This window comes from Microbacterium sp., assembly GCF_048259935.1.
Lineage (GTDB): Bacteria > Actinomycetota > Actinomycetes > Actinomycetales > Microbacteriaceae > Microbacterium.
Genome location: NZ_JBLXHF010000006.1, coordinates 102,485 through 124,880 on the forward strand (window position 1 = coordinate 102,485; position 22,396 = coordinate 124,880).

19 protein-coding genes are annotated in these 22,396 nt (G+C 65.7%); all 19 read right to left on the reverse strand.

Going from position 1 to position 22,396, the window contains the following annotated elements; genetic code table 11:
* Nucleotides 1–3: 3 nt before the first annotated feature.
* On the reverse strand, nucleotides 4–1,965 hold the full coding sequence (locus ACN0RC_RS11670; protein ID WP_417511889.1) for a primosomal protein N': 1,962 nt from the start codon (nucleotides 1,963–1,965) through the stop codon (nucleotides 4–6).
* A 43-nt stretch (nucleotides 1,966–2,008) separates the two neighbouring features.
* Nucleotides 2,009–3,205: a methionine adenosyltransferase gene (gene metK / locus ACN0RC_RS11675; RefSeq protein ID WP_417511891.1), complete on the reverse strand. Its 1,197-nt coding sequence runs from the start codon at nucleotides 3,203–3,205 to the stop codon at nucleotides 2,009–2,011.
* A gap of 14 nt (nucleotides 3,206–3,219) precedes the next feature.
* Nucleotides 3,220–3,477, reverse strand: coding sequence for a DNA-directed RNA polymerase subunit omega (gene rpoZ / locus ACN0RC_RS11680; RefSeq protein WP_033107065.1), 258 nt, complete (start codon nucleotides 3,475–3,477; stop codon nucleotides 3,220–3,222).
* Between the two features lie 65 nt (nucleotides 3,478–3,542).
* The gene (gene gmk / locus ACN0RC_RS11685; RefSeq protein ID WP_417511893.1) at nucleotides 3,543–4,448 is read right to left on the reverse strand and encodes a guanylate kinase; all 906 of its coding nucleotides are present in this window, start codon (nucleotides 4,446–4,448) and stop codon (nucleotides 3,543–3,545) included.
* Nucleotides 4,441–5,301, reverse strand: a complete 861-nt coding sequence (gene pyrF, locus ACN0RC_RS11690; protein WP_417511895.1) for an orotidine-5'-phosphate decarboxylase — start codon at nucleotides 5,299–5,301, stop codon at nucleotides 4,441–4,443. Before pyrF ends, gmk begins: the two co-directional genes overlap by 8 nt.
* Entirely contained in the window at nucleotides 5,298–8,585 is a 3,288-nt protein-coding gene (carB, locus tag ACN0RC_RS11695) for a carbamoyl-phosphate synthase large subunit (RefSeq protein ID WP_417511897.1), read from the reverse strand. Before carB ends, pyrF begins: the two co-directional genes overlap by 4 nt.
* Nucleotides 8,585–9,736 carry a glutamine-hydrolyzing carbamoyl-phosphate synthase small subunit gene (gene carA / locus ACN0RC_RS11700; protein WP_417511899.1) on the reverse strand — a complete coding sequence of 384 codons (1,152 nt, stop codon included), beginning with the start codon at nucleotides 9,734–9,736 and terminating at the stop codon, nucleotides 8,585–8,587. Before carA ends, carB begins: the two co-directional genes overlap by 1 nt.
* Nucleotides 9,733–10,242, reverse strand: coding sequence for a hypothetical protein (locus tag ACN0RC_RS11705; RefSeq protein ID WP_417511901.1), 510 nt, complete (start codon nucleotides 10,240–10,242; stop codon nucleotides 9,733–9,735). The genes carA and ACN0RC_RS11705 overlap by 4 nt, the downstream gene beginning before the upstream one ends.
* On the reverse strand, nucleotides 10,239–11,543 hold the full coding sequence (locus tag ACN0RC_RS11710) for a dihydroorotase (protein WP_417511903.1): 1,305 nt from the start codon (nucleotides 11,541–11,543) through the stop codon (nucleotides 10,239–10,241). The genes ACN0RC_RS11705 and ACN0RC_RS11710 overlap by 4 nt, the downstream gene beginning before the upstream one ends.
* Complete coding sequence (locus tag ACN0RC_RS11715) at nucleotides 11,540–12,505, reverse strand: aspartate carbamoyltransferase catalytic subunit (protein WP_417511905.1); 966 nt, start codon at nucleotides 12,503–12,505, stop codon at nucleotides 11,540–11,542. Before ACN0RC_RS11715 ends, ACN0RC_RS11710 begins: the two co-directional genes overlap by 4 nt.
* The gene (gene pyrR / locus ACN0RC_RS11720) at nucleotides 12,502–13,032 is read right to left on the reverse strand and encodes a bifunctional pyr operon transcriptional regulator/uracil phosphoribosyltransferase PyrR (RefSeq protein WP_417511907.1); all 531 of its coding nucleotides are present in this window, start codon (nucleotides 13,030–13,032) and stop codon (nucleotides 12,502–12,504) included. The genes ACN0RC_RS11715 and pyrR overlap by 4 nt, the downstream gene beginning before the upstream one ends.
* A gap of 93 nt (nucleotides 13,033–13,125) precedes the next feature.
* On the reverse strand, nucleotides 13,126–14,703 hold the full coding sequence (locus ACN0RC_RS11725) for a Rieske 2Fe-2S domain-containing protein (RefSeq protein ID WP_417511909.1): 1,578 nt from the start codon (nucleotides 14,701–14,703) through the stop codon (nucleotides 13,126–13,128).
* 79 nt (nucleotides 14,704–14,782) lie between these two features.
* Nucleotides 14,783–18,055 (reverse strand): SNF2-related protein, encoded by a 3,273-nt coding sequence (locus ACN0RC_RS11730; protein WP_417511911.1) that lies wholly within the window; start codon nucleotides 18,053–18,055, stop codon nucleotides 14,783–14,785.
* A gap of 37 nt (nucleotides 18,056–18,092) precedes the next feature.
* Nucleotides 18,093–18,503: a transcription antitermination factor NusB gene (gene nusB / locus ACN0RC_RS11735; protein WP_417511913.1), complete on the reverse strand. Its 411-nt coding sequence runs from the start codon at nucleotides 18,501–18,503 to the stop codon at nucleotides 18,093–18,095.
* A 3-nt stretch (nucleotides 18,504–18,506) separates the two neighbouring features.
* Entirely contained in the window at nucleotides 18,507–19,067 is a 561-nt protein-coding gene (efp, locus tag ACN0RC_RS11740; RefSeq protein WP_417512101.1) for an elongation factor P, read from the reverse strand.
* A 73-nt stretch (nucleotides 19,068–19,140) separates the two neighbouring features.
* Nucleotides 19,141–19,578 carry a type II 3-dehydroquinate dehydratase gene (locus ACN0RC_RS11745; RefSeq protein ID WP_417511915.1) on the reverse strand — a complete coding sequence of 146 codons (438 nt, stop codon included), beginning with the start codon at nucleotides 19,576–19,578 and terminating at the stop codon, nucleotides 19,141–19,143.
* A complete protein-coding gene (gene aroB / locus ACN0RC_RS11750; protein ID WP_417511917.1) occupies nucleotides 19,575–20,663 on the reverse strand; it encodes a 3-dehydroquinate synthase in 1,089 nt (362 codons plus the stop codon). Before aroB ends, ACN0RC_RS11745 begins: the two co-directional genes overlap by 4 nt.
* The gene (locus ACN0RC_RS11755) at nucleotides 20,660–21,178 is read right to left on the reverse strand and encodes a shikimate kinase (RefSeq protein WP_417511919.1); all 519 of its coding nucleotides are present in this window, start codon (nucleotides 21,176–21,178) and stop codon (nucleotides 20,660–20,662) included. The genes aroB and ACN0RC_RS11755 overlap by 4 nt, the downstream gene beginning before the upstream one ends.
* Nucleotides 21,165–22,394, reverse strand: a complete 1,230-nt coding sequence (aroC, locus tag ACN0RC_RS11760) for a chorismate synthase (RefSeq protein WP_417511921.1) — start codon at nucleotides 22,392–22,394, stop codon at nucleotides 21,165–21,167. Before aroC ends, ACN0RC_RS11755 begins: the two co-directional genes overlap by 14 nt.
* Nucleotides 22,395–22,396 lie beyond the last annotated feature (2 nt).

Here is a 22,396-nt window from a genome sequence, read left to right on the forward strand (position 1 = left end):
GGCTCAAAGCTCAGGATCGAGCATATCGAGACGGACGGAAAGCGGGATGCGGTTGCTCTGTCCGCGGCCACGGCGACGTTTGACCGCCTCGGCGACGACAGCACCACGAAGACGGCTGGTCACGGCGGTTCCCGCGGCGTATTCGAATCGGACGAGGGCGCGCACGCGACCGTCGTCGTGCGTGGCCGAAGCGGGGCCGACGTCGATCGGCACCGGGCCGAGCACGGCTCCCGGTGGCAGCGGGATCTCCTCGAGCACCTCCAACGCACGGGAGACGGAGGCTGGTTGACCTTCGACCAGGGCCACCCGTGTCGCGGGCGGAAGATGCAGCGGCGCACGGCTCTCCAGCTCCGCGCGGGCGTAGCCGGGCTGAGTCCAGGTGGCCAGGGCTCGGCCGGTCGGCCCATCGACTCCCACCAGATGGATCGGTGCGCCCGGCGCAGCGAGAGCAGCCGCGTTCGACCACCAGCGAAGGCACGACTCTCCGATGCGCAGATCGGGGGCCTGCAGCATCCGCACACCGTCCAGAAGAAGGACGGCGCGATATCCGCCGTCAGCGATCGGTTCCGCGCCGCGCGTCGCGACTACCAGTGCAGGTTTGGCCGATACGGCTTCGACGGGGTGCGCGCCGTCTGCCACGATCACGCGGACGCCGGGGAAGGCGCGTCCCAGCTCATCTGCGGTGCGCTCACTGCCGGATGCCGCCAGACGCAGCTGTGCCGAAGAGCACGACGGGCACTTCCAGGCGCCTGCGGACCGGCCGCACCATCCGCACACCGGGACTGCCCCGCGATGCGATGCCCCCAGCGGCCCGCCGCAGTGCGCACATCGGGCCGGCGCGCGGCACTCGGCGCAGACGAGAGTCGGAGCGAAGCCGGGGCGGGCGACCTGCACGAGCACTGGCCCTTCCTCCGTCGCCTTTCGCGCCGCCACGAAGGCTCCGGAGTGCACCCGCTGTGCGGGCTGCTCCATCTCTTGAGGGCTGCTGAGGATGACTCGCGGGAGCACACGACGTGCGGCACGAACGTCGGTCAGCCAACCGAGCTGCACGAGCCGTTCGACGTCACTCGTGCGAGTGTGGCCTGCGAACAGCAGCGCAGAACCCTCCTGCTCCTGGCGCAGCAGCATCGCGTCCCTGCTGTGCACATAGGGCGCGAGTGGCTCGCTGTACAGCGGATCGCCGTCATCCCAGATCGCCACCAACCCTGCCCGCACGGGCGCGTACACGGCAGATCGATTACCGACCACGATGCAGGGCGCCTCTTCGAGGGTCCGCAGGAAGCCGCGGTACCGATCGGGATTGGTCTGCCTGGAGTCATACCGCACGATAGATTCCGCAGGAGCCAGCTCCTCGAGGGCCGCGAGCAGACGATCGAGGTCGCGATGGTCGGGGACGGCGATGATCGTGGATGCTCCGGATGCGAGCATCCGCGTCGCGGCAGCCGCGAGCAGCTGCGTCCAGCGCGGCGCGGCATGGTTCATGCCCGGAATCGCTTCTACCGCTGCGCGTCCGCCCTCGTCGATGACAGCGCGGAGTCCGTCGTACTCGTCGAGAACGGCGTCGGCGCGGGCCGTCGATTCCTCGCCCGGCGTCGCCGCAACGGCATCCGCCTGCCAGGCCTTCTCGACGCGCACCTGGCGTTTGGGGATCACAAGGCGCAGAATGTCGGATGCTGAGCCAGCAGCACGATCTGCCACGCGGCGCGCGAGGCGATAGAGGCGCTCCGGCAGCACCGGAACCTGCGACACCACGCTGTCGACCGTGGACAGCGGTCGCGATGCGTCGTCTTCTTCGGCGATCTCGACGACGTAGGCATCGACCATGCGCCCCGCGGTGCGCAACGGCACGCGAACCCGGACGCCGATAGGGACGTCGCCGAACTCGCCCGGCAGAACGTAGTCGAAGAGGCGATCGAGCTGCGGGAGCGGAGAGTCCAGGAGCACTCGCGCGATCCGTCGGGTCACCGGCGCGCTCCTCGAGTGCACGGGCTCGCCCCGCGCCTGAACATCAGAGTCCCGCGGCGCGACGCAGTTCGTCAGCGCGGTCGGTGCGCTCCCAGGTGAAGTCGGGAAGCTCTCGGCCGAAGTGGCCGTACGCCGCCGTCTGCCGGTAGATCGGGCGAAGCAGATCGAGTCGCTCGATGATCGCCTGCGGCCGGAGATCGAAGACCTCGCGGATCGCATTGGTGATCACTTCATCTGACACCTTTCCGGTGCCGAACGTCTCGACATAGAGCCCGACAGGCCGTGCGACGCCGATCGCGTATGCGACCTGCACCTCGAGGCGGTCGGCAAGACCTGCCGCAACGGCATTCTTCGCGACCCAGCGCATCGCGTAGGCGCCGGAACGGTCGACCTTCGACGGGTCCTTGCCGCTGAATGCTCCGCCACCGTGGCGAGCTGCTCCGCCGTACGTGTCGATGATGATCTTGCGTCCGGTGAGGCCGGCATCACCCTTGGGTCCGCCGGTGACGAACGGGCCCGCGGGGTTGATGAAGTAGCGATCGTCCGAAGGCATCTCGAGACCGGTGTTCTCAAGAACCGGGTCGATCACCAGACGGCGCACCTGCTCAGTGAGCTCGCTCTGCGAAATGTCGGGGTGATGCTGGGTGGAGAGCACCACCGCGTCGATCGTCTTGGGCACGAAGCCCTCATACCCGAGCGTGACCTGGGTCTTGCCGTCAGGGCGAAGGAAGCCCAGCTCTCCAGAGCGCCGCACGGCGGTGAGCCGCTCGGCGATGCGATGCGCGGTGTGTCCAGCCATCGGCATCAGCTCGGGTGTCTCGATCGTCGCGAACCCGAACATGATGCCCTGGTCCCCAGCGCCCAACCCGTCGAGTGCATCGCTGGAACTGCCGTCTCGGTGCTCCTGAGCGAGGTCGACACCGTGTGCGATATCGGTGGACTGCTCCCCTACCGAGATGCTCACACCGCACGAGTCGCCATCGAAGCCTGTCTCGCTCGAGGTGTAACCGATCCCGTTGACGACCTCACGGACGATCGTGGGGATGTCGACGTACGCCTCGGTGCGGATCTCGCCCGCCACGTGGACCAGCCCTGTGGTGACAAGGGTCTCCACAGCAACACGCGATGCAGGGTCTTTAGCGATCAATCCGTCGAGGATGCTGTCCGAGATCTGGTCGCAGATCTTGTCGGGGTGGCCCTCGGTGACGGACTCAGAGGTGAAAAGGCGCAGTGCGCTCATCGAGGAAACAGCCCTCACTCAGCGTGGCGAAGGCGCAGCTTGTCCTCGTTGATCTCGTGGAGCGCGATGGTGAGCGGCTTGTCCTCGACGGACGAGTCGACCAGCGGTCCGACGTTGTCGAACAGATTGCCCTCGTGGAGATCTGCGTAGTAGTCGTTGATCTGGCGCGCGCGCTTGGACGCATAGATGACCAGTTCGTACTTCGACTCGACGCGGTCGAGCAGGTTGTCGATAGGCGGATCGATGATGCCCTTGGTGTGGTGTCCGGCCATGGTGGGACCTCCAGATCAGGCGACGGGTTCGTCGCGAAGTCGATTCGGCGGGCACGCGAAAGGGTTCAGCGTGCGGTCGCCTCAGACAATTCTACGACCTCGCGCGCTGCTGCGGCGACGTCCTCGTTCACAATGCGGTAATCGAACTCGCTCTGAGCAGCCAATTCGCCCTTCGCGGTGCGCAGGCGGCGGGTGCGTTCTTCTTCATCTTCGGTGCCTCGCCCGATCAGACGCTGCACCAGTTCATCCCATGACGGCGGGAGCAGGAAGATGAGAGTTGCCGATGGCTCAGCCGCGCGCACCTGCCTGGCACCCTGCAGGTCGATCTCGAGCAGCACGGTCTTTCCCTCGGCGAGGGCTGCGTCGATCGGTGCGCGAGGAGTGCCGTAGCGAGACTTGTTGTGGACGACCGCGTACTCGAGCAGCTGCCCGTCTGCGATCAGCCGATCGAACTCTCGGTCGTCGACGAAGTAGTAGTGCACTCCGTCGATCTCACCGGGTCGCGGCGGTCGTGTCGTCGCAGATACCGAAAGATGGATCTCGGGATGATTCGCTCGGATGTGCGCGGCGACGGTGCCCTTGCCGACGGCGGTGGGGCCGGCGAGGACGAGCAGCCGGCTGCGACCTGTGCGAGGTACGGGCTGGGGAAAGCGCTCGTCGAGCCAGCGGGTGAGGCTCGCGCGCTGGCGCACTCCGAGACCGCCGAGGCGTTTGACCGGAGCGATTTCGAGGTCAGCGAGGATGCGGTCGCGCTTTCCCACGCCGATCGCGGGAAGAGCGACCAGGAAATCCGTGATCCGCATGGAGCCGGCGACAGAGTCAGCGTCTTCGAAGGCGTGAGCCGCGGCGGCCTGCGGGGTGATGACGCGCATCGTGAGGTCACGCTTGAGCGACGCGCGTGCGCGCCGACGTTCGACCGCGCGACGTGCGGCAGCGGCACGGTCCACTTCTGGCACGGTTCGTTCAGACATCGAGAGCCTTCCGGTAGTCAGCGACGCGTGCGTCGATTGCCGATGCCAGGCCATCGGGGCCAGCCGAGAGGATGCTCCGGCTCTCAGACGCGATCACCGCAGGGGATGCTGCGCCGAAGCGCAGCTGCAGATCGGCGGGCTCAGCGCCCTGTGCGCCGAAACCAGGGCCGAGGATCGGGGCGGCCGGGGCGAATGGGGTGAGCCCCGCGTCTGTCCAGTCCACCGTGGCTCCGATGACGAAGCCGAGACTCCCCCACTGCCCTGCAGGCGTGCTGGCTGCATTGCGGGCGCTGACCTCTGCGACGATCTGCGCAGAAACCGTCTGCGATTGTGCCGTCTGAGAGCGTTGCACGCCCAGTGCTTCGGGGTTGCTGGTGGCGGCGAGCACGAACACGCCCTTGCCGTGTGACTCTGCCAGCGAGAAGGTGCCGTCGAGAGCGCCGACACCGAGGTAGGGGCTGACGGTCAATGCGTCGGCCTCCAGCGGCGAACCCGGAGTGAGCCAGGCCGCAGCATACGCATTCATGGTCGTTCCGATATCGCCGCGCTTCGCGTCGGCGATCACGATGAGGTCGCTCCTCCGCGCAGCATCCAGAACGTCCTCAAGAGCCGCGAAACCCGCCGAGCCGAAGCGCTCGAAGAACGACACCTGCGGCTTCACGAATCCGACGCGACCAGCCGCGGCATCCACTGTGCGCAGGCCGAACTGACGCACGCCGGACGCCGACTCTTCCAGTCCCCACGCGTGCAGAAGAGCGGCATGCGGGTCGACACCGACGCAGAGCGGGCCGTATTCGGTGAGCGCGTGCCGGACGCGCTCACCGAACCGGGAACCGGCGCCCTCTTCGGTCACAGAGCCGCCTGTCGGTCGAGTGCATACTCCTGCAGGCTGCGCACGTCGAAGCCGGTGTCGGCCGCGTCCATACCGCTCACCGCGGCGCCGAGCACCGCCATGGTCGTGAACAGCGCCTTATCGGCCGCAACGGCCGCCGCGCGGATCTCGTATCCGTCGGCACGTGCTGCGCCGCCGGACGGGGTGTTCACCACGATGTCGACCTGGCCGTTGTTGATGAGATCGACGATGTTCTCGCCGCCATCCTGCTGCGTCTCGCTGTACTTGGCGACCACGGTGACCGCGATGCCGTTGCGAGAGAGGATCTCAGCGGTGCCCTCGGTGGCAACGAGCGTGAACCCGAGCTGCTGCAGGCGGTGGGCCGGCAGGATCACTGCGCGCTTGTCGGCGTCTGCGACCGAGATGAACACGGTGCCCGAGGTCGGCATGCCGCCGTAGGCTGCGGCCTGGCTCTTCGCGAACGCGGTCGGGAAGTCCTTGTCGATGCCCATGACCTCTCCGGTCGAGCGCATCTCGGGGCCGAGGACCGAGTCGACGATCTTGCCGTCCTTGGTGCGGAAGCGCTTGAAGGGCAGCACTGCTTCCTTGACCGACACAGGTGCACCCAGCGGAACACGCGAGCCGTCGGATGCCGGGAGCATCCCCTCTTCCTTCAGCTCAGCGATCGTGGCGCCGACCATGATGCGGCTGGCGGCCTTGGCCATCGGGATCCCCAGGGCCTTCGACACGAACGGAACGGTGCGGCTGGCGCGAGGGTTCGCCTCGATGACATAGAGAACACCGGCGCTGATGGCGAACTGCACATTCAGCAGTCCGCGCACTCCGACGCCCTCGGCGATCGCGAGCGTTGCCACCCGAATGCGGTCGACGTCACTGCGGCCCAGTGAGATCGGCGGCAGGGTGCAGCTCGAGTCACCGGAGTGGATGCCGGCCTCTTCGAGGTGCTCCATGACTCCGCCGATGTACAGCTCTTCGCCGTCGTAGAGCGCGTCGACGTCCAGCTCGATCGCGTCGTCGAGGAAGCGGTCGACCAGCAGCGGGGTACCGGGCCCGACGATGACCTCACCGGCGGTACGCACGAAGTAGTCGCGCAGGCTCGGTGTGTCGTAGACGATCTCCATGCCGCGCCCGCCGAGCACGAAGCTCGGGCGCACGAGCACCGGGTAGCCGATGTCTTCTGCGATGGTCACCGCTTCGTCGACGTCGATCGCCGTGCCGTGACGCGGTGCGACCAGGTCAGCGCGACTCAGCAGCTGCGAGAAGAGCTCGCGCTCCTCTGCGATATCGATGGCCTCAGGGCTCGTGCCGAGCACGGGGTATCCCGCAGCCTCGATGCCCTTCGCAAGTCCCAGCGGCGTCTGTCCGCCGAGCTGGCAGACGACACCGAGGATCGTGCCGCTGGCGGCCTCTGCATCGAGCACCTCGAGGACGTCCTCAAGAGTCAGCGGCTCGAAGTACAGCCGGTCCGAGGTGTCGTAGTCGGTCGAGACGGTCTCGGGGTTGCAGTTGACCATGACCGTTTCGTACCCGGCATCCGACAGCGCGAAGGACGCGTGCACGCACGAGTAGTCGAACTCGACGCCCTGACCGATGCGGTTCGGACCCGATCCGATGATGACGACCTTGGTGCGGTCTGAGGGTGCGACTTCCGTCTCGAAGTCGTAGCTCGAGTAGTGATACGGGGTCAGTGCGGGGAACTCGCCCGCGCACGTGTCGACCGTCTTGTACACCGGGCGGATGCCGAGTCCGTGGCGGACGCCGCGGACCTCCGCCTCGGTGATGCCGCGCAGCTGCGCGAGCTGGGCGTCGGAGAAGCCGTGCTCCTTCGCGTGGTGGATGATGTCGGCATCGAACTCGCTCGCGGTGCGGACGGTCTCTGCGACTTCGTTGATGAGGACGATCTGGTCGATGAACCACGGATCGATCGCGGTCGCATCGAACGCCTGCTCGATCGTCGCGCCCTTGCGCAGCGCCTGCTGCAACACGACGATGCGGCCGTCCGTCGGGGTCTTCGAGACCTCGAGCAGCTCTTCCAGAGAACGGCTCTCTTCACCCCAGTGGAAGCTCGAACCGCGCTTCTCGAGTGAACGCAGCGCCTTCTGCAGAGCGGTCGAGTAGTTGCGACCGATCGCCATGGCCTCGCCGACGGACTTCATGGTCGTCGTCAGAGTCGCGTCTGCTGCGGGGAACTTCTCGAACGCGAAGCGCGGAACCTTCACCACGACGTAGTCGAGGGTCGGCTCGAAGCTCGCCGGGGTCACACCGGTGATGTCGTTCGGGATCTCGTCGAGCGTGTAGCCCAGCGCGAGCTTGGCTGCGAGCTTGGCGATGGGGAATCCGGTCGCCTTCGATGCCAGTGCGCTCGAACGCGAGACGCGCGGGTTCATCTCGATGACGATGATCCGGCCGTTGCTCGGGTCGACTGCGAACTGGATGTTGCAGCCACCGGTGTCGACGCCGACCGCACGGATGATGTCGATGCCGATGTCGCGCATCTTCTGGTACTCGCGGTCGGTGAGCGTGAGAGCCGGAGCGACCGTGATCGAGTCGCCGGTGTGCACACCGACAGGGTCGACGTTCTCGATCGAGCAGACGACGACCGTGTTGTCGGCCGTGTCGCGCATGAGCTCGAGCTCGTACTCCTTCCAGCCGAGGATTGATTCCTCGAGGAGCACTTCGGTGGTGGGTGAGTCGTGCAGACCTGCCCCGCCGATGCGGCGGAGGTCTTCCTCGTCGTAGGCGAAGCCCGAGCCGAGCCCGCCCATGGTGAAGCTCGGGCGCACGACGAGCGGGTAGCCGAGCGTCTCGGCGCCGGCAATGAGTTCGTCCATGGTGTGACAGATGACGGATGCCGCAACATCAGCGCCTGCCTCGAGGACGAGCTGCTTGAAGATCTGGCGGTCTTCGCCCTTGTTGATCGCCTCGAAGTTCGCGCCGATGAGTTCGATGTCGTACTTCTCGAGGATGCCGTGGTTGTGGAGTTCGATCGCCGCATTCAGCGCCGTCTGCCCGCCGAGGGTCGGCAGGATGGCGTCGGGCTTCTCCTTGGCGATGATCGTCTCGATGACCTGCCAGGTGATGGGCTCGATGTAGGTCGCGTCGGCGAAGTCGGGGTCGGTCATGATCGTGGCGGGGTTGGAGTTCACGAGAATGACGCGCACGCCCTCTTCGCGCAGCACGCGGCACGCCTGGGTGCCGGAGTAGTCGAACTCGCAGGCCTGACCGATGACGATCGGGCCGGAGCCGATGACGAGGACGGAGTTGATGTCGCTGCGCTTTGGCATTACTTGGCGCCCTTCTGCGTGGAGATGACCAGCTCTGCGAAGCGGTCGAAAAGATAGTTGGCGTCGTGCGGACCGGCTGCGGCCTCAGGGTGGTACTGCACCGAGAAGGCCGGGATCTCGAGGGCGCGCAGCCCCTCGACGACGTTGTCGTTCAAACCGATGTGGCTGACCTCCACCTTGCCGTAGCCGTTCGGGCTGTCGAAGGTGCCCTCCAGCGGCGCATCCACAGCGAAGCCGTGGTTGTGTGCGGTGATCTCAACCTTGCCGGTGGTCTTGTCGAGCACGGGCTGATTGATACCACGGTGGCCGAATGGCAGCTTGTAGGTGCCGAGACCGAGCGCCCGCCCGAGCAGCTGGTTGCCGAAGCAGATGCCGAAGAACGGCAGGCCTTCGTCAAGCACTGCGCGAAGAATCGCGACGTGGTCATCGGATGCCGACGGGTCGCCTGGACCGTTCGAGTAGAAGACGGCAACGGGGTCGATCGCGCGAATGTCATCGATCGTGGAGCGCTGCGGCAGCACGTGGACCTCGAAACCGCGAGCGGCGAGGTTGTCGATCGTGGCCTGCTTGACGCCGAGATCGAGCACCGCGAGGTTGCCGATGCGCTCCCCGATCGCGGTGGTGATGGTGGCGACGTCGACCGAGACCTGCGCGGAGAGGTTCTGGCCACTCATCTCGGGTGCTTCGTGGACGAGTCGAAGCTGTTCAGCGTCGTCGAGTGCTGCTGCGTCGCCCGAGAAGATACCGCCGCGCATGGAACCGGCCGAACGGATGTGGCGGGTGACCGCACGGGTGTCGATCCCGCTGATGCCGACGATGCCGTCCTGGACGAGTACGTCGTCCAGTGAAGCATTCGCGCGCCAATTGGAGACGACGCGTGAGGGGTCGCGCACGATGTAGCCGGCAACCCAGATGCGATCCGACTCGGGGTCTTCATCGTTCATGCCGGTGTTGCCGATGTGCGGTGCCGTCTGCAGAACGATCTGCCCCGCGTAGGACGGGTCGGTGATGGTCTCCTGGTAGCCCGACATTCCCGTGGCGAAGACGACTTCACCAATCGTCGTGCCGACTGCGCCGTATGCACGGCCTGCGTAGCGGGTGCCGTCTTCGAGGACGAGAACGGCGGGTGTCAATGCGGGTGAGCTGGTCAAGACATGGCTCCTGAGTCGTGTGCGGGGATGAGCCGCCGCAGTTCTGAGATAACAGTGTCGGGGGTGCTGGTGGCGCTGCGCAGATAGGAATCGACAATGGTGTCAGCATCCGCGCGCCACGCGATTCGGATGAGACCGCCGGGCTCGACCACCCGATCGATCGTGACGGTGGCTCGGTCGGCCCCTTCAAGTCTGTCCTTCGAGAGGAAGACTGTCGGCGACCCGTCAAGGCACAGGGCGATCCCGCGGTCGGTCACTGCGAGCTCGCCACGGGCCCGGTAGGCCAGAGGCTTGATCGCGAGTCGCTCGAGCGGCTGGTCGTGACGGGTTGTCGACACGTACAGCACCTCGTAGCGGCTGGCGACCTCGGCGTGCTCTGGCACCCCGAGGGGCGCCGTGTATACCGAGTCTCGCCGCAGACGTCGCCGCCAAGCGAACAGCATCGCCAGCAGTGCGATCACGGCGAGAGCGATGGTGATGGCGACGGCGATATCGCGCATGCTCATCGGGTCAGCTCCGGTACGACTTCGCCATCTGCCACGGTGACGACGCCGTGATGGATCGTCCACTGCACGCGACCGGGGAGTTCACGGCCCAGGTACGGCGAGTTCTGGCTGCGGCCATGCAGATCCGCGGCGGTGAACTCCCCCGCGACGCTCTGGTCGTACAGCGTGATCTGGGCCGGCTGTCCCACCGCGAGCGGCGTGCCGTGTCCGGCGATCATTCCGATGCGCGCGGGCGCGGTGCTCATCACGCGTGCGACATCCGCCCAGTCGAGCTGACCTGTCTGAACCATCGCCTGGTGCACGACCCGCAGGGCGCTCTCGAGCCCCACCATGCCGTTGGCCGCCGCCTGCCATTCGCAGGCTTTGTTCTCGGAAGGGTGCGGCGCGTGGTCGGTCGCGACGATGTCGATGGTTCCGTCGGCGAGGCCCTCGCGCACGGCGAGCACATCCTCTTCGCGGCGCAGCGGCGGGTTCACCTTGTAGCGTGCGTCGTATCCGCGAACGAGCTCATCGGTCAGCAGCAGGTGGTGCGGGGTCACCTCAGCCGTGACATTGACGCCCCGCTTCTTCGCCCAGCGGATGATGTCAACCGAGCCGGCGGTCGAGAGGTGGCAGACGTGCAACCGGGAGCCGACGTGCTCGGCGAGCAGAACGTCGCGAGCGATGATCGACTCCTCGGCGACGGCTGGCCAGCCGGTAAGCCCCAGCTCAGCCGACACGGTGCCCTCGTTCATCTGGGCGCCTTCGGTGAGCCTGGGGTCTTGCGCGTGCTGAGCGATGACTCCGCCGAAGGACTTCACGTACTCCAGCGCACGGCGCATGATCAGTGGATCGAAGACGCAGAATCCGTCATCGCTGAACACCCGCACCTTGGCGCGCGAATTCGCCATGGCGCCGAGCTCGGCGAGGCGTTCGCCCCGCTGGCCGATGGTGACGGCCCCGATCGGCTGCACCGTGGCGTATCCAGCTGCTTCACCGAGGGCGAGCTCCTGCTCGACGACGCCGGCGGAATCGGCAACCGGCTCGGTGTTGGGCATCGCGAAGACAGCGGTGAATCCGCCGGCTGCAGCGGCTCTGGTGCCGGTCAGGATGGTTTCGGATGCTTCGTAGCCCGGCTCGCGCAGGTGCGTGTGCAGATCGACGAGACCCGGCAGTGCGACGAGTCCGTCGGCGTCGATGACACGAGCGCCGGTGCGGCTGACTCCGGTGCCGAGTTCGGTGATGATCCCGTTTTCGACGCGAATATCTGCGGTGTTCTCGCCGAGCATCCGCGCTCCGGTGATCACGAGGGTCTCGCTCACAGGTCTCTCCCTCGTTCTTCGATACGTTCTCCTGCCAGCAGCAGGTACAGCACAGCCATCCGCACGGACACACCATTGGTGACCTGCTCGAGTACTGTCGATCGCGGTGAATCCGCAGCTTCGGACGAGATCTCGAGCCCACGGTTCATCGGTCCGGGGTGCATCACAATGCTATCGTCCGGCAGGGCCGCCGCGCGCACGGCGTCCAATCCCCACGTGCGGGAATACTCCCGCTCACTGGGGAAATATGCGGCGTTCATCCTTTCGAGCTGAATGCGCAGCATCATGACAGCATCCGGCCCATCGGCAAGCGCATCGTCGAGCGAGTACTTGACCCGCACCGGCCACTGCGAGATGTTCTGCGGGATCAGCGTCGGCGGGGAGACCAGAGTCACTTCAGCCCCGAGAGTGTCCAGCAGCCAGACATTCGATCGGGCGACACGGGAGTGCAGCACATCGCCGACGATCACGACGCGCACACCCGACAGGTCGCGCCCGCGGCTCTCTGCGCCGAAGCGACGTTTACGGATCGTGAAGGCGTCCAGCAGAGCCTGCGTCGGATGCTCGTGGGTGCCATCGCCTGCGTTCACGACGCCGGCGGAGATCCACCCGCTCGTCGCAAGTGTGCGGGGAGCACCGGAGGCCGAGTGGCGGATGACCACGGCATCCGCCCCCATCGCCTGCAGCGTCTGTGCGGTGTCCTTGAGGCTCTCACCCTTGGAGACGCTCGACCCCTTGGCTGCGAAGTTGATGACGTCGGCCGAGAGGCGCTTGGCGGCCGCTTCGAATGAGATGCGCGTGCGCGTGGAGTCCTCGAAGAAGAGGTTCACGACGGTCTTGCCGCGAAGTGTGGGGAGCTTCTTGACTTCGCGGGACTGCGTGTCCGACATGTCTTCAGCGACGTCGAGGATGCGCAGCGCGGTGGTGCGATCGAGTGTCTTGGTATCGAGAAGGTGTCTCATTCGCCGATCGTCACCTCATCGATGCCGTCGTTCTCGCTGAGACGGACGTTGACGCGCTCGGTGCGTGCCGAGGGGATGTTCTTGCCGACGAAGTCGGGGCGGATCGGCAGCTCGCGGTGGCCGCGATCGACGAGGATCGCCAGCCGCACCACCGCGGGCCGCCCGATCGACTGAATGGCATCGAGGGCGGCACGGATGCTGCGCCCGGAGAAGAGCACATCGTCGACGAGGACGACAGTTCTTCCGTCGATGCCGCCAGAGGGGATCTCGGTGGGCTGCGGAGAGCGCGTCGGATGCTGCGCGAGGTCATCCCGGAACAGCGTGACGTCGAGAGATCCGACGGGGATCTCGGTCTGCGTGATCGAAGTGATCAGCGCTCCCAGACGTGCAGCCAGAGCGACGCCGCGTGTCGGGATGCCCAACAGCACCAGATCGGCCGGACCCTTGTTCGATTCGAGGATCTCATGGGCGATGCGGGTCAGAGCCCGCGAGATATCGGCTTGCTGCAGCACAGTGCGTGCGTTCATCAGCCGCTCCCTTCTCCGCCTCTCTGGACGGTGTTAAAGGTTGCTTGCGTGCCCACTCTACCGGTTTCGGCGGATATGGCGGACTGCTGAGTCTCAGGCGTCCAGCCGCAGTGCGTCCTCGGTGACCGGGCAGTGCTCGGCGCGGATCTCGTGACCGGTGGTCGTCAGGCACTTGCCCGTCTTCAGATCCCACTTCCAGTCGTGCATGCTGCACGTGAGCACGCCATCGTCGTCGACCTTGCCGGTCTTCGTCAGGTCAGCACGCAGGTGCGGGCAACGACGCTGCACGATCCAATCGCCGACCTGAGCATCCTCGGTCTGGTCGGTCTGCTCGGAGTACCAGTTCTCGACGTACTCGATGCGATCCACCGACAGGCACTTGAGGAACGTGGTGAGGAACTCATTGAACTTGCCGCTTCGTCCTACCGAGAACTGCATCGACAGGAAGATCGAGTTGGACCAGTCGATCTCGTGATCGCGGATGTTCGTGGAGACGAGGTCAGCGGGGATCGTGTACCAGTAGATGCACTCCTCCCCCGCGTATTCACGCACCTTGGCCTTGGGGAAGTCGACGACCATATCGAGATCGCCGATGCGGAAGCGCACGCAACCGCCCACACCGAGACGGATGGTGCGGGACTTCTTCAGCAGCGGCTCCCACCACGCCTTGAGCGCGGCGAGGATCTCTTCTGCTGGCAGCGGTTCGGCTCGTTCGGCGACTTCGTCGCGGATCTCCTGCTGGCGACTGGCGCGCTGGGCCTCAAGGTAGGTCCACTTGTCGTCGAAGATGCTGTCGATCTCGTCCTGCGTGTACAGCGTCTGCTCGATCGAGACCAGTTCACCGTTTTCGAGCGTCACGACGGTACCCGGAACGAACAGGCGTCCGTCGTACTGCGGGGCGAGCTCGTTCATGTGCGTGATGAACTGCTTCTGATCGGTGAAGATCGAATCGTCCTGCTGGCCGTATCCGTTGTACTGGAACAGCTCATCACGCAGGAACATCGGAGGGCCTGCCATCGGGAGCACCAGTGGCGCATCGACCTTCTCGACGTAGTACATCGCGCGCTTGTTCTGCGCATCGCGCTTGAGACGTGCGAAGTTCTGTTTGGCCTCCTGAGGGAGGTCGTAGACCATCGGCCACCAGATCGCTCCGGAGGTCTGCGTGAAGTACGCATCCGGCTTGCCGAAGCTCAGAAGCCGCTCGAGATCGAGAGGGTGCGAGTCATTCTGGTTGAGGACCGACGCTGTGCCGTCATCGACGCTCAGCGATGAGTCGCCGATCGGACCGTCGCTGGGGGCGCGCAGCGGTGTGATCATGATCTTCAGCTCGCCGCGTTCGATCACTTCTCCGGCCGGAGCGTAGGTGATGTTCGTGTAGCCGAGAGCCCGAATGTCCTGCTCGAGGTCATCGATGGGGTACTCCGGCAGCAGGACTTCGATATCGCGGCGGATGAAGCGCTGCAGAAGCTTCGGGTCGAAGTGATCGCGGTGCCGGTGGGAGATGTACAGGAAATCGGCCTCACGACCGAGCTTCTCCCAATCGAGTCCGCGGTTGTCGGGGAACGGGAACCAGGAGCCGAAGAACGACGGACCCATGACGGGGTCGCAGATGATGTTTCCGCCGAGTGTCTCGATGAACATCCCGGCGTGGCCGAGTCCTGTGATCCGCATTGCGCTCCTCCTGCTGTGGACCTCACGATTCTACCCGTGGGGCTCCCGGAGCCGACTGAGCGGGGCCGGGTAAATGCCCTCACCCCTCGAACAGTCCACGGATGTCGTCGGCGGTCAGCGATTGCGCGAAGAGCGCCTCATCGTCCATCACCGCGGTGAACAGACGGGCTTTGCGCTGTTGAAGGGCCAGCACCTTCTCTTCGATCGTGCCGGTGGAGATCATCCGATAGACCATGACCGGCCGGTGCTGTCCGATGCGATGCGTGCGATCGATAGCCTGCGCTTCTGCGGCAGGATTCCACCAGGGATCGAGCATGAAGACGTAATCGGCCTCTGTGAGTGTGAGACCGAAGCCGCCTGATTTGAGGCTGATGAGGAACACCGGCTGCTCGCCCTTGCGGAACCCGTCGATCACCTGACGACGATTGCGAGTGGAGCCATCGAGATACGCGAACGGAATGCCGGCCTGCTGCAGTCTGTCCGCGGCAATCTTGAGGAACGAGGTGAACTGGCTGAAGACCAGCGCACGATGCCCCTCGGCGTGCAGTTCGATCACCCGCTCGATGAGGGTGTCGATCTTTCGCGAACCGACATGCGCATCCGCTTCGTCGACCAGTCCGGGGGCGAGACTGAGCATGCGCAGCATCGTGAGAGAGCGGAACACGATGAACCTGTTCCGATCAAGGTCCTGCAGGAGACCGAGCACTTTCTGCCGCTCGCGCTGCAGCACGGTGTCGTACAGGACGCGATGGGGTGCGCTGAGCTCGACGTGCAGGAGCTGCTCCTGCTTCTCCGGGAGGTCGGTGGCCACGAGCTCCTTGGTGCGGCGCAGCATCAGAGGACGAATCCGGCGACGCAACCGTTCGAGCCGTCGCTGGCGGTACTCGCTGCCCTCTTCGTTCTCAGGCACCTTTCCCTTCTCGATCGGCTGAATGTAGTCCTGACGGAACTTCCGGGCGGAGGCGAACAGCCCGGGGGCGGTCAGCTTCAGCAGCGCCCATAGGTCGCTGAGACTGTTCTCCAGCGGCGTTCCCGTCACGGCGAACGTCACGCGCGCGGGGATGGATGCCACCGCTCTGTGCTGTTTCGTCGAGGCGTTCTTCACGAACTGCGCTTCGTCGAGCACGAGCACAGCCCACTCGGTCGACGCGTATTCTTCGGCGTCGAGTCGCACGAGGGTGTACGAGGCGACCACGATGTCGACGTCGCGAGCAAGCTCTTCGACTGAGGATCGGCGTCGCGCCAGTGTCCCGTCGACCACGTGCACGCTCAGCGATGGCGCGAACCTCGCCGCCTCGTCTTGCCAGGTTGCCTGCACCGAGGTGGGCACGACGACGAGAAACGGTCGCTTCTCCCCCGTCGCGCGTGCGTGCAGCATCAGAGTGAGCAACTGGATCGTCTTGCCGAGTCCCATGTCATCAGCGAGGATGCCGCCGAGGCGATGTTCCCAGAGGAAAGCGAGCCAGTCGAAGCCGGCCTTCTGATACGTGCGGAGCTCAGCCTGCAGAGAATCGGGAACCGCCGTGGGCGGCACTCCGGTCACATCGCGCAGTCCCTCGGCGGTCGCGCGCCACGTTGTCGCCGGAATCGCTTCGTCAGCGAGGTCTTCGAACTCTTCCCAGAGATCGGTCTGGTACCGGCTGATGCGCGGCGCCGTCTCCCACTCGGTGAGGTCAGTGGCCTCATCGATGAGTTCCCGCAGCGCATCAAGCGCCGGGTGCGCAAGTGAGAAGTAGCTTCCGTCGACCAGCAGCAGCTTCGTGCGCCGCATGCTCAGAGCAGTGAACAGCGGGGCGAAAGGGATGCTGCGGCCATCGATCTTGACGAGGATGCCGAGGTCGAACCAGTCCGGATCAGCGCTCTCGACCGTGGAGACAGTGATCTCGGGGGCACCGCTGAGCTCGTGATAGTTCTTCGCTTTGCCTGTTCGCACCACCGATACGCCCTGCTCCTGCAAGGCCGGCACGATGTGCGTGACGAATTCTGCGGCATCGACCTCATGGAGCGTGCCGGTCGCCTCGAACGGCGTTCCCGTCACGCGCTCCCAGGTCTGCTCGAGCTCGTCACGGCCGGACTGCTCGCGCATATCATCGCGCACGGCGTCGGATGTCGCGGTGAGCGGATACCTGCCGTACCCCTGGTAGGTCCACTCGAATGCGTAGTCGATGCGATCCCGCGGATGGTGCGCCACCACGAGGGTGGGAACCGGCACCGGCATGACCGGAAGCTCTACTGCCCCGACCGTGTGCACTGGCACGCGTCGCGCAAGCGCCGGGTACGCATCATGAAGGAAGGCGGCCTCCTCGGCGGCAGGAACGACGAGTGTCGCCCGCGCCGTGAGCAGCGCGTGCACGACGGGGCTCAATGGAACCTCCGCAAGAGTCACGGTTGCTCTGGCGCCGACGGGTTCGACGACGTAGATGCCGGTGTGTCCGATCGTGCGCACATGCGCAACATCCGCAGACCGATCGTCGAGAACGACATCGGCGGTGATCGAAAGATCTTCTCCGCTGCGCTCGACCTGCGCGGCGACCGAACCTGCCGAGGCGATCCCCACCTGGAAGCTCTTCTGAGCGGACACGAGTGGAACACCCAGCCCGGTGGCCGCACGCAGGTGCGGCCAGAGCAGAGCCGACTGCACATGATCGAGGATGAGCCAGTCCCCCGCTGTTCCCGACAGCAGCGACTCGCGGGCGATGCTCAGGAGGTCAGCGAACCAGCGCACCTGTTCGGGGCGGAACTGCGAACCTGGACGACGGATCGCATCCCAGGAAGCCTGTCCCTGGATCCACGCGCCGGTGGACTGGCTGCGCATGAGCGGACGCATGCCGAGCAGAAGCTCACCCCCGCCTTTGACGACGTCGCGCACGGTCGCCGTGCGCATCGGACGAGGCGCCCACTGATGCACGCCCTTGCCCTCGCGATGGCGCACCTCGATCCCGAGCGCCAACGACACCGCGCTGCGGCGCGGAGGCGACGATTCAAGCAGCGTCCGCCAGCTCGGGTGACCCGGAACCTCTGAACCGGTGGCAGTCGCCGAGGCAGGCGGCGCAGCCTCGACCTCGGCGTTGCTCACCAGGATGGCCGCGACGATGTGCTTGCAGCCCGAGCGCACAGGGCAGCTGCAGGACGTCGAGGCGACCACAGCGGTCTCGCGACCCGGCGCGACACGGATGACGCAGTGATAATCGGACTGCGCAGAACCGCGCACATCCGCTGCGAGCACCGAGAAGTCCTCATTCCACCGGGAGCGACGCACCATGCCGTCGCGGGCATAGGCGCGCCCGCGATCGAAACTGCCGGCGTCCGTGAACCGCCGCAGCGCAGACAGATCTATCAGCGGGGCGGGCATACCGGGATCCTCCCGCGAACCACCGACAACCGATCAGTCAGCTTGCGCGTGCGACTCTGGCGAGCACTCCGTGCACGAATGCACCGGAGTCATCAGTGGAGAACTCCTTGGCGAGCTCGACGGCCTCATCGATTGCGACCGCGGTCGGTACCTCGTCGTTGTAGAGGATCTCCCACGCGCCCATCCGCAGCAGCGCACGGTCAACAGCGGGCATGCGCTCGAGCTTCCAGTCGCGACTGTGGGTCACGATGCTCTCGTCGATGTCATCGCGGTGATCGATGATTCCATCGATGATCTCGCGGGCGTAGAGCCAAGATGCCTCACGAGCGGGCTCGCTCGCGGCCCGTTTGGCCTCTGCCGCAAGGGTGACAGCGATCTCATCTCCACGGACATCCGAGGAGAAGAGAATGTCGAGTGCGCGTTTGCGCGCCTTCGTCCGAGCGCTCACGCCTTACTTCTCGCGGCCGAGGTAGTCGCCCGTGCGAGTGTCGACCTTGATCTTGGTGCCCGTCTCAACGAACAGCGGCACCTGCATCTCGTAGCCGGTCTCGACTGTTGCGGGCTTGGTGCCCGCGGACGAACGGTCGCCCTGGAGGCCGGGCTCGGAGTACGTCACCTCGAGGATGACGGACGTGGGCAGCTCGATGTACAGCGGGTTGCCGTTGTTGAGCGCGATCGTGACCTGAGTGTTCTCGAGGAGGAAGTTCTTCGCGTCGCCGACGACGACATCGCTCAGCGTGAGCTGGTCGAAGTCGGTGGTGTCCATGAACACATAGCCGTCGCCATCGGCGTAGAGGTACGTGAAGTCACGACGGTCGACGTTCTCGATGTCGACCTTCGCGCCGGCGTTGAAGGTCTTGTCGTTGGTGCGTCCGGTGACGACGTTCTTCAACTTGGTGCGCACGAAGGCGCCGCCCTTGCCGGGCTTGACGTGCTGGAACTCCACAACGGTCCAGAGCTGTCCGTCGAGATTGAGGACGACGCCGTTCTTGATGTCTGCGGTGGATGCCATTCGAGAGAGTTCCGTTTCGTTGAAGGAGAGACCGCTCACTGAGCCTGTCGAAGTGTGTGGTCGACTGTCGATTCTACGGGATGAGTGGAGCGAGCCGTGCGACGGCGGTCGCGTATCCCGTCACGCCCTCGCCGATCACTCGCACGGCGGCGACATCGTGGAGGTACGAGAAGCGTCGGAATTCCTCGCGCGCATTGACGTCCGAGATGTGCACTTCAGCGAACGGCAACGACACTCCGGTGAGCGCATCGCGCAATGCCACCGAGGTGTGGGTCAACCCACCGGGATTGATCACGATGCCTGCGCAGTCTTCGCGCGCCGCGTGGATCGCGTCGATGAGCACGCCCTCGTGATTGCTCTGGATCGTGCGCAGGTCGAAGCCGACCTGCGCGGCGGCATCCGACGTGATCTTCTCGACGTCGGCGAGTGTCGAGGTGCCGTATGTTGCGGGATCCCGGATGCCGAGGAGGTTCAGGTTCGGCCCGTTGACGAGCAGCAGACGCCGGCTCATGCGCCGATCTCCTGATACGCGGCGAACAGCAACGATTCGTCCGGCGCCTGCAGCACCGTCGGCTTGGCGATGTCGTCGAGGACGATGAAACGCAGCATCCCCCCACGGCTCTTCTTGTCGCGCTGCATGGACGCCAGCAGCTGCGACCACGCCCCGGCACGGTACGTGGTCGGCAGCCCCAGGGACTCGAAGATGGAGCGGTGCCGATCGACCGCGGCATCCGAGAGCCGCCCCGCAAGACGGGAGAGCTCTGCCGCGTACATCATGCCGATCGAGATCGCCGCGCCATGTCGCCACTGGTAGCGCTCGGCGTGCTCGATAGCGTGTCCGAGCGTGTGCCCGTAGTTGAGGATCTCGCGCTGACCTGCTTCACGGAAGTCCTCCGAGACCACCGTCGCCTTCATCTGGATCGCGAGCTCGACCGTGCGGCGGAACTCATCGGTCGTCGTGTCGACTGCGCGGGATGGGTCGGCTTCGATGATGTCGAGGATCTCCGGCGCCCAGATGAAGCCGGCCTTGACCACTTCGGCGTAGCCGGCGGTCGCCTCGTTGGCACTGAGACTGCCGAGCTCATCGAGATCGCCGATGACCGCTCGCGGCGCCCAGAAGGCGCCGACGAGGTTCTTGCCTTCCGCGGTGTTCACTCCGGTCTTGCCGCCAACAGATGCATCGACCAATCCCAGCACCGTGGTGGGGATCTGGACGACCTGCACGCCGCGCAGCCAGGTCGCTGCGACGAAGCCCGCCAGGTCTGTGACCGATCCGCCGCCGTAGCCGATCACCGCATCGGTGCGGGTGAAGTCGGACTGACCCATGACCTGCCAGCAGAATGCGGCGACCTCGATGCGCTTGCCCTGCTCTGCGTCTGGCACCTCAGCGAGCATCACTTCGCGCCCCGCATTGGCGGTATCGGCCAGCAGCCGGTCCCGAAGCTCCGCAGCTCGTGCGGCGAGCGTCGGAGGATGAACGATGAGGATCTTTCGGACCGCTGGGTCCAGCGCGCTCGAAACCTGGTCGAGGATGTTCCGACCGACCGTGATGTCGTAGGACGCCTGACCGGTCACGCTGATCGTGGTGCTGCTCATGATTGCTCTCTCCTCCATGCCGCGATCTCACTCGCGATGCGCTGCATCGGCCTGTGAGAAGTGTCGAAGGTCACATTCGCGACCTCGTCGTACCAGCCACGGCGCTGTTCGTAGATCTGCTTCCAACGCACGAGCGGGTCATCGTCACCCGCGAGAAGCGGTCGTGCGCTGCCGCGAACCCGGTGCGCGACGGCATCCGCGGTGACATCGAGAAAGACGACCGGATGCTGCCGCAGGAGTTCCCGCGTCTGCGCACTCACCACCGCGCCGCCGCCCAGCGAGATGACGCCGTTCTCGAGGAGAGCCGCCGCCACCGCTCGGCGTTCGAGTTCACGGAACTGCTCCTCGCCGCGTTCGATGAAGAGCTCTGCGATCGCGCCATGTTCAGACGCGATCCGCTTGTCCGTGTCGATGAAGTCCACTCCGAGATGCTTCGCCACCCGGCGACCGACGCTGGTCTTGCCCGCGCCCATCGGGCCGACGAGCACAAGCGTCAGCGCGTCAGAGCTGCGCATCGAGAGCGATCAGCGCAGCCTCCGACGCGGGCGCCGTACGCAGCTCAGCGGGGATCGCGTTGAGGTAGCCCTTGAGGTTGCGGCGCGTCTCGCGGATGCTGTCGCCACCGAACTTCTCGAGCACGGCGCGCGCGAGTTCGACGGCGACCATCGCTTCAGCGACGACGCCAGCGGCCGGAACTGCGCAGACGTCGGAGCGCTGGTGATGTGCGTTCGCCGCCTCGCCGGTTGCGGTGTCGATCGTGCGCAGCGCGTGCGGGACGGTCGCGATCGGCTTCATACCGGCGCGAACGCGCAGGACGGTGCCGGTGGACATGCCGCCCTCCGTACCGCCGGCGCGATCGGATGCGCGGGTGATGCCGTCGTCCGTGACGAAGAGCTCATCGTGCGCGGCCGAGCCGCGACGACGGGTCGTCTCGAAGCCATCGCCGACCTCGACGCCCTTGATCGCCTGAATGCTCATCAGCGCCTGTGCGAGACGCGCGTCGAGGCGACGGTCCCAGTGCACATGCGAGCCGAGCCCAGGAGGAAGTCCGTAGGCGAGCACCTCGACGACGCCGCCGAGCGTGTCGCCAGCCTTGCGAGCGTCGTCCACCTCTTCGACCATCCGCGCAGACGTCTCGCTGTCGAAGCACCGCAGCGGATCAGCATCGAGAGCATCGACGTCGTCAGGAGTCGGCAGTGCGGCGTCTTCGGGAGAGCGCACCGGACCGATCGAAAGCGTGTGGCTGACCAGTCGGATCCCCAGCTCGCTCAGGAACGAGCGCGCGACAGCGCCCAGCGCGACGCGCGCAGCGGTCTCACGAGCACTCGCCCGCTCGAGGATCGGACGCGCCTCATCGAAGTCGTACTTCTGCATGCCGACGAGGTCCGCGTGCCCGGGCCGGGGCCTGGTGAGCGGAGCAGAGCGACCGCGTGACTTGTCGGTGATCTCGACGGGTTCGGGGTTCATGACCTCGATCCACTTCGGCCACTCCGTGTTGCCGATGCGCAGCGCGATCGGGCTGCCGAGCGTCTTGCCGTGGCGCACGCCGCCGGAGATGGTCAGTTCGTCCTGCTCGAACTTCATCCGCGAGCCGCGGCCGTAGCCGAGCTTTCGACGAGCGAGGTCGGCCTGGATCGCCTCGGAGGAGATCGGGACGCCGGAGGGCAGACCCTCCATGACGGCGATGAGTTCTGGGCCGTGCGATTCGCCGGCTGTGAGCACGCGGAGCATTG

Excerpts from the sequence above, each read along its gene's own strand:
- metK (WP_417511891.1), bottom strand. The coding sequence starts at position 3,205 with ATGAGCGCACTGCGCCTTTTCACCTCTGAGTCCGTCACCGAGGGCCAC.
- rpoZ (WP_033107065.1), bottom strand. The coding sequence starts at position 3,477 with ATGGCCGGACACCACACCAAGGGCATCATCGATCCGCCTATCGACAAC.
- gmk (WP_417511893.1), bottom strand. The coding sequence starts at position 4,448 with ATGTCTGAACGAACCGTGCCAGAAGTGGACCGTGCCGCTGCCGCACGT.
- carB (WP_417511897.1), bottom strand. The coding sequence starts at position 8,585 with ATGCCAAAGCGCAGCGACATCAACTCCGTCCTCGTCATCGGCTCCGGC.
- ACN0RC_RS11705 (WP_417511901.1), bottom strand. The coding sequence starts at position 10,242 with ATGAGCATGCGCGATATCGCCGTCGCCATCACCATCGCTCTCGCCGTG.
- ACN0RC_RS11715 (WP_417511905.1), bottom strand. The coding sequence starts at position 12,505 with ATGAGACACCTTCTCGATACCAAGACACTCGATCGCACCACCGCGCTG.
- pyrR (WP_417511907.1), bottom strand. The coding sequence starts at position 13,032 with ATGAACGCACGCACTGTGCTGCAGCAAGCCGATATCTCGCGGGCTCTG.
- ACN0RC_RS11725 (WP_417511909.1), bottom strand. The coding sequence starts at position 14,703 with ATGCGGATCACAGGACTCGGCCACGCCGGGATGTTCATCGAGACACTC.
- ACN0RC_RS11730 (WP_417511911.1), bottom strand. The coding sequence starts at position 18,055 with ATGCCCGCCCCGCTGATAGATCTGTCTGCGCTGCGGCGGTTCACGGAC.
- efp (WP_417512101.1), bottom strand. The coding sequence starts at position 19,067 with ATGGCATCCACCGCAGACATCAAGAACGGCGTCGTCCTCAATCTCGAC.
- ACN0RC_RS11745 (WP_417511915.1), bottom strand. The coding sequence starts at position 19,578 with ATGAGCCGGCGTCTGCTGCTCGTCAACGGGCCGAACCTGAACCTCCTC.
- aroB (WP_417511917.1), bottom strand. The coding sequence starts at position 20,663 with ATGAGCAGCACCACGATCAGCGTGACCGGTCAGGCGTCCTACGACATC.
- ACN0RC_RS11755 (WP_417511919.1), bottom strand. The coding sequence starts at position 21,178 with ATGCGCAGCTCTGACGCGCTGACGCTTGTGCTCGTCGGCCCGATGGGC.
- aroC (WP_417511921.1), bottom strand. The coding sequence starts at position 22,394 with ATGCTCCGCGTGCTCACAGCCGGCGAATCGCACGGCCCAGAACTCATC.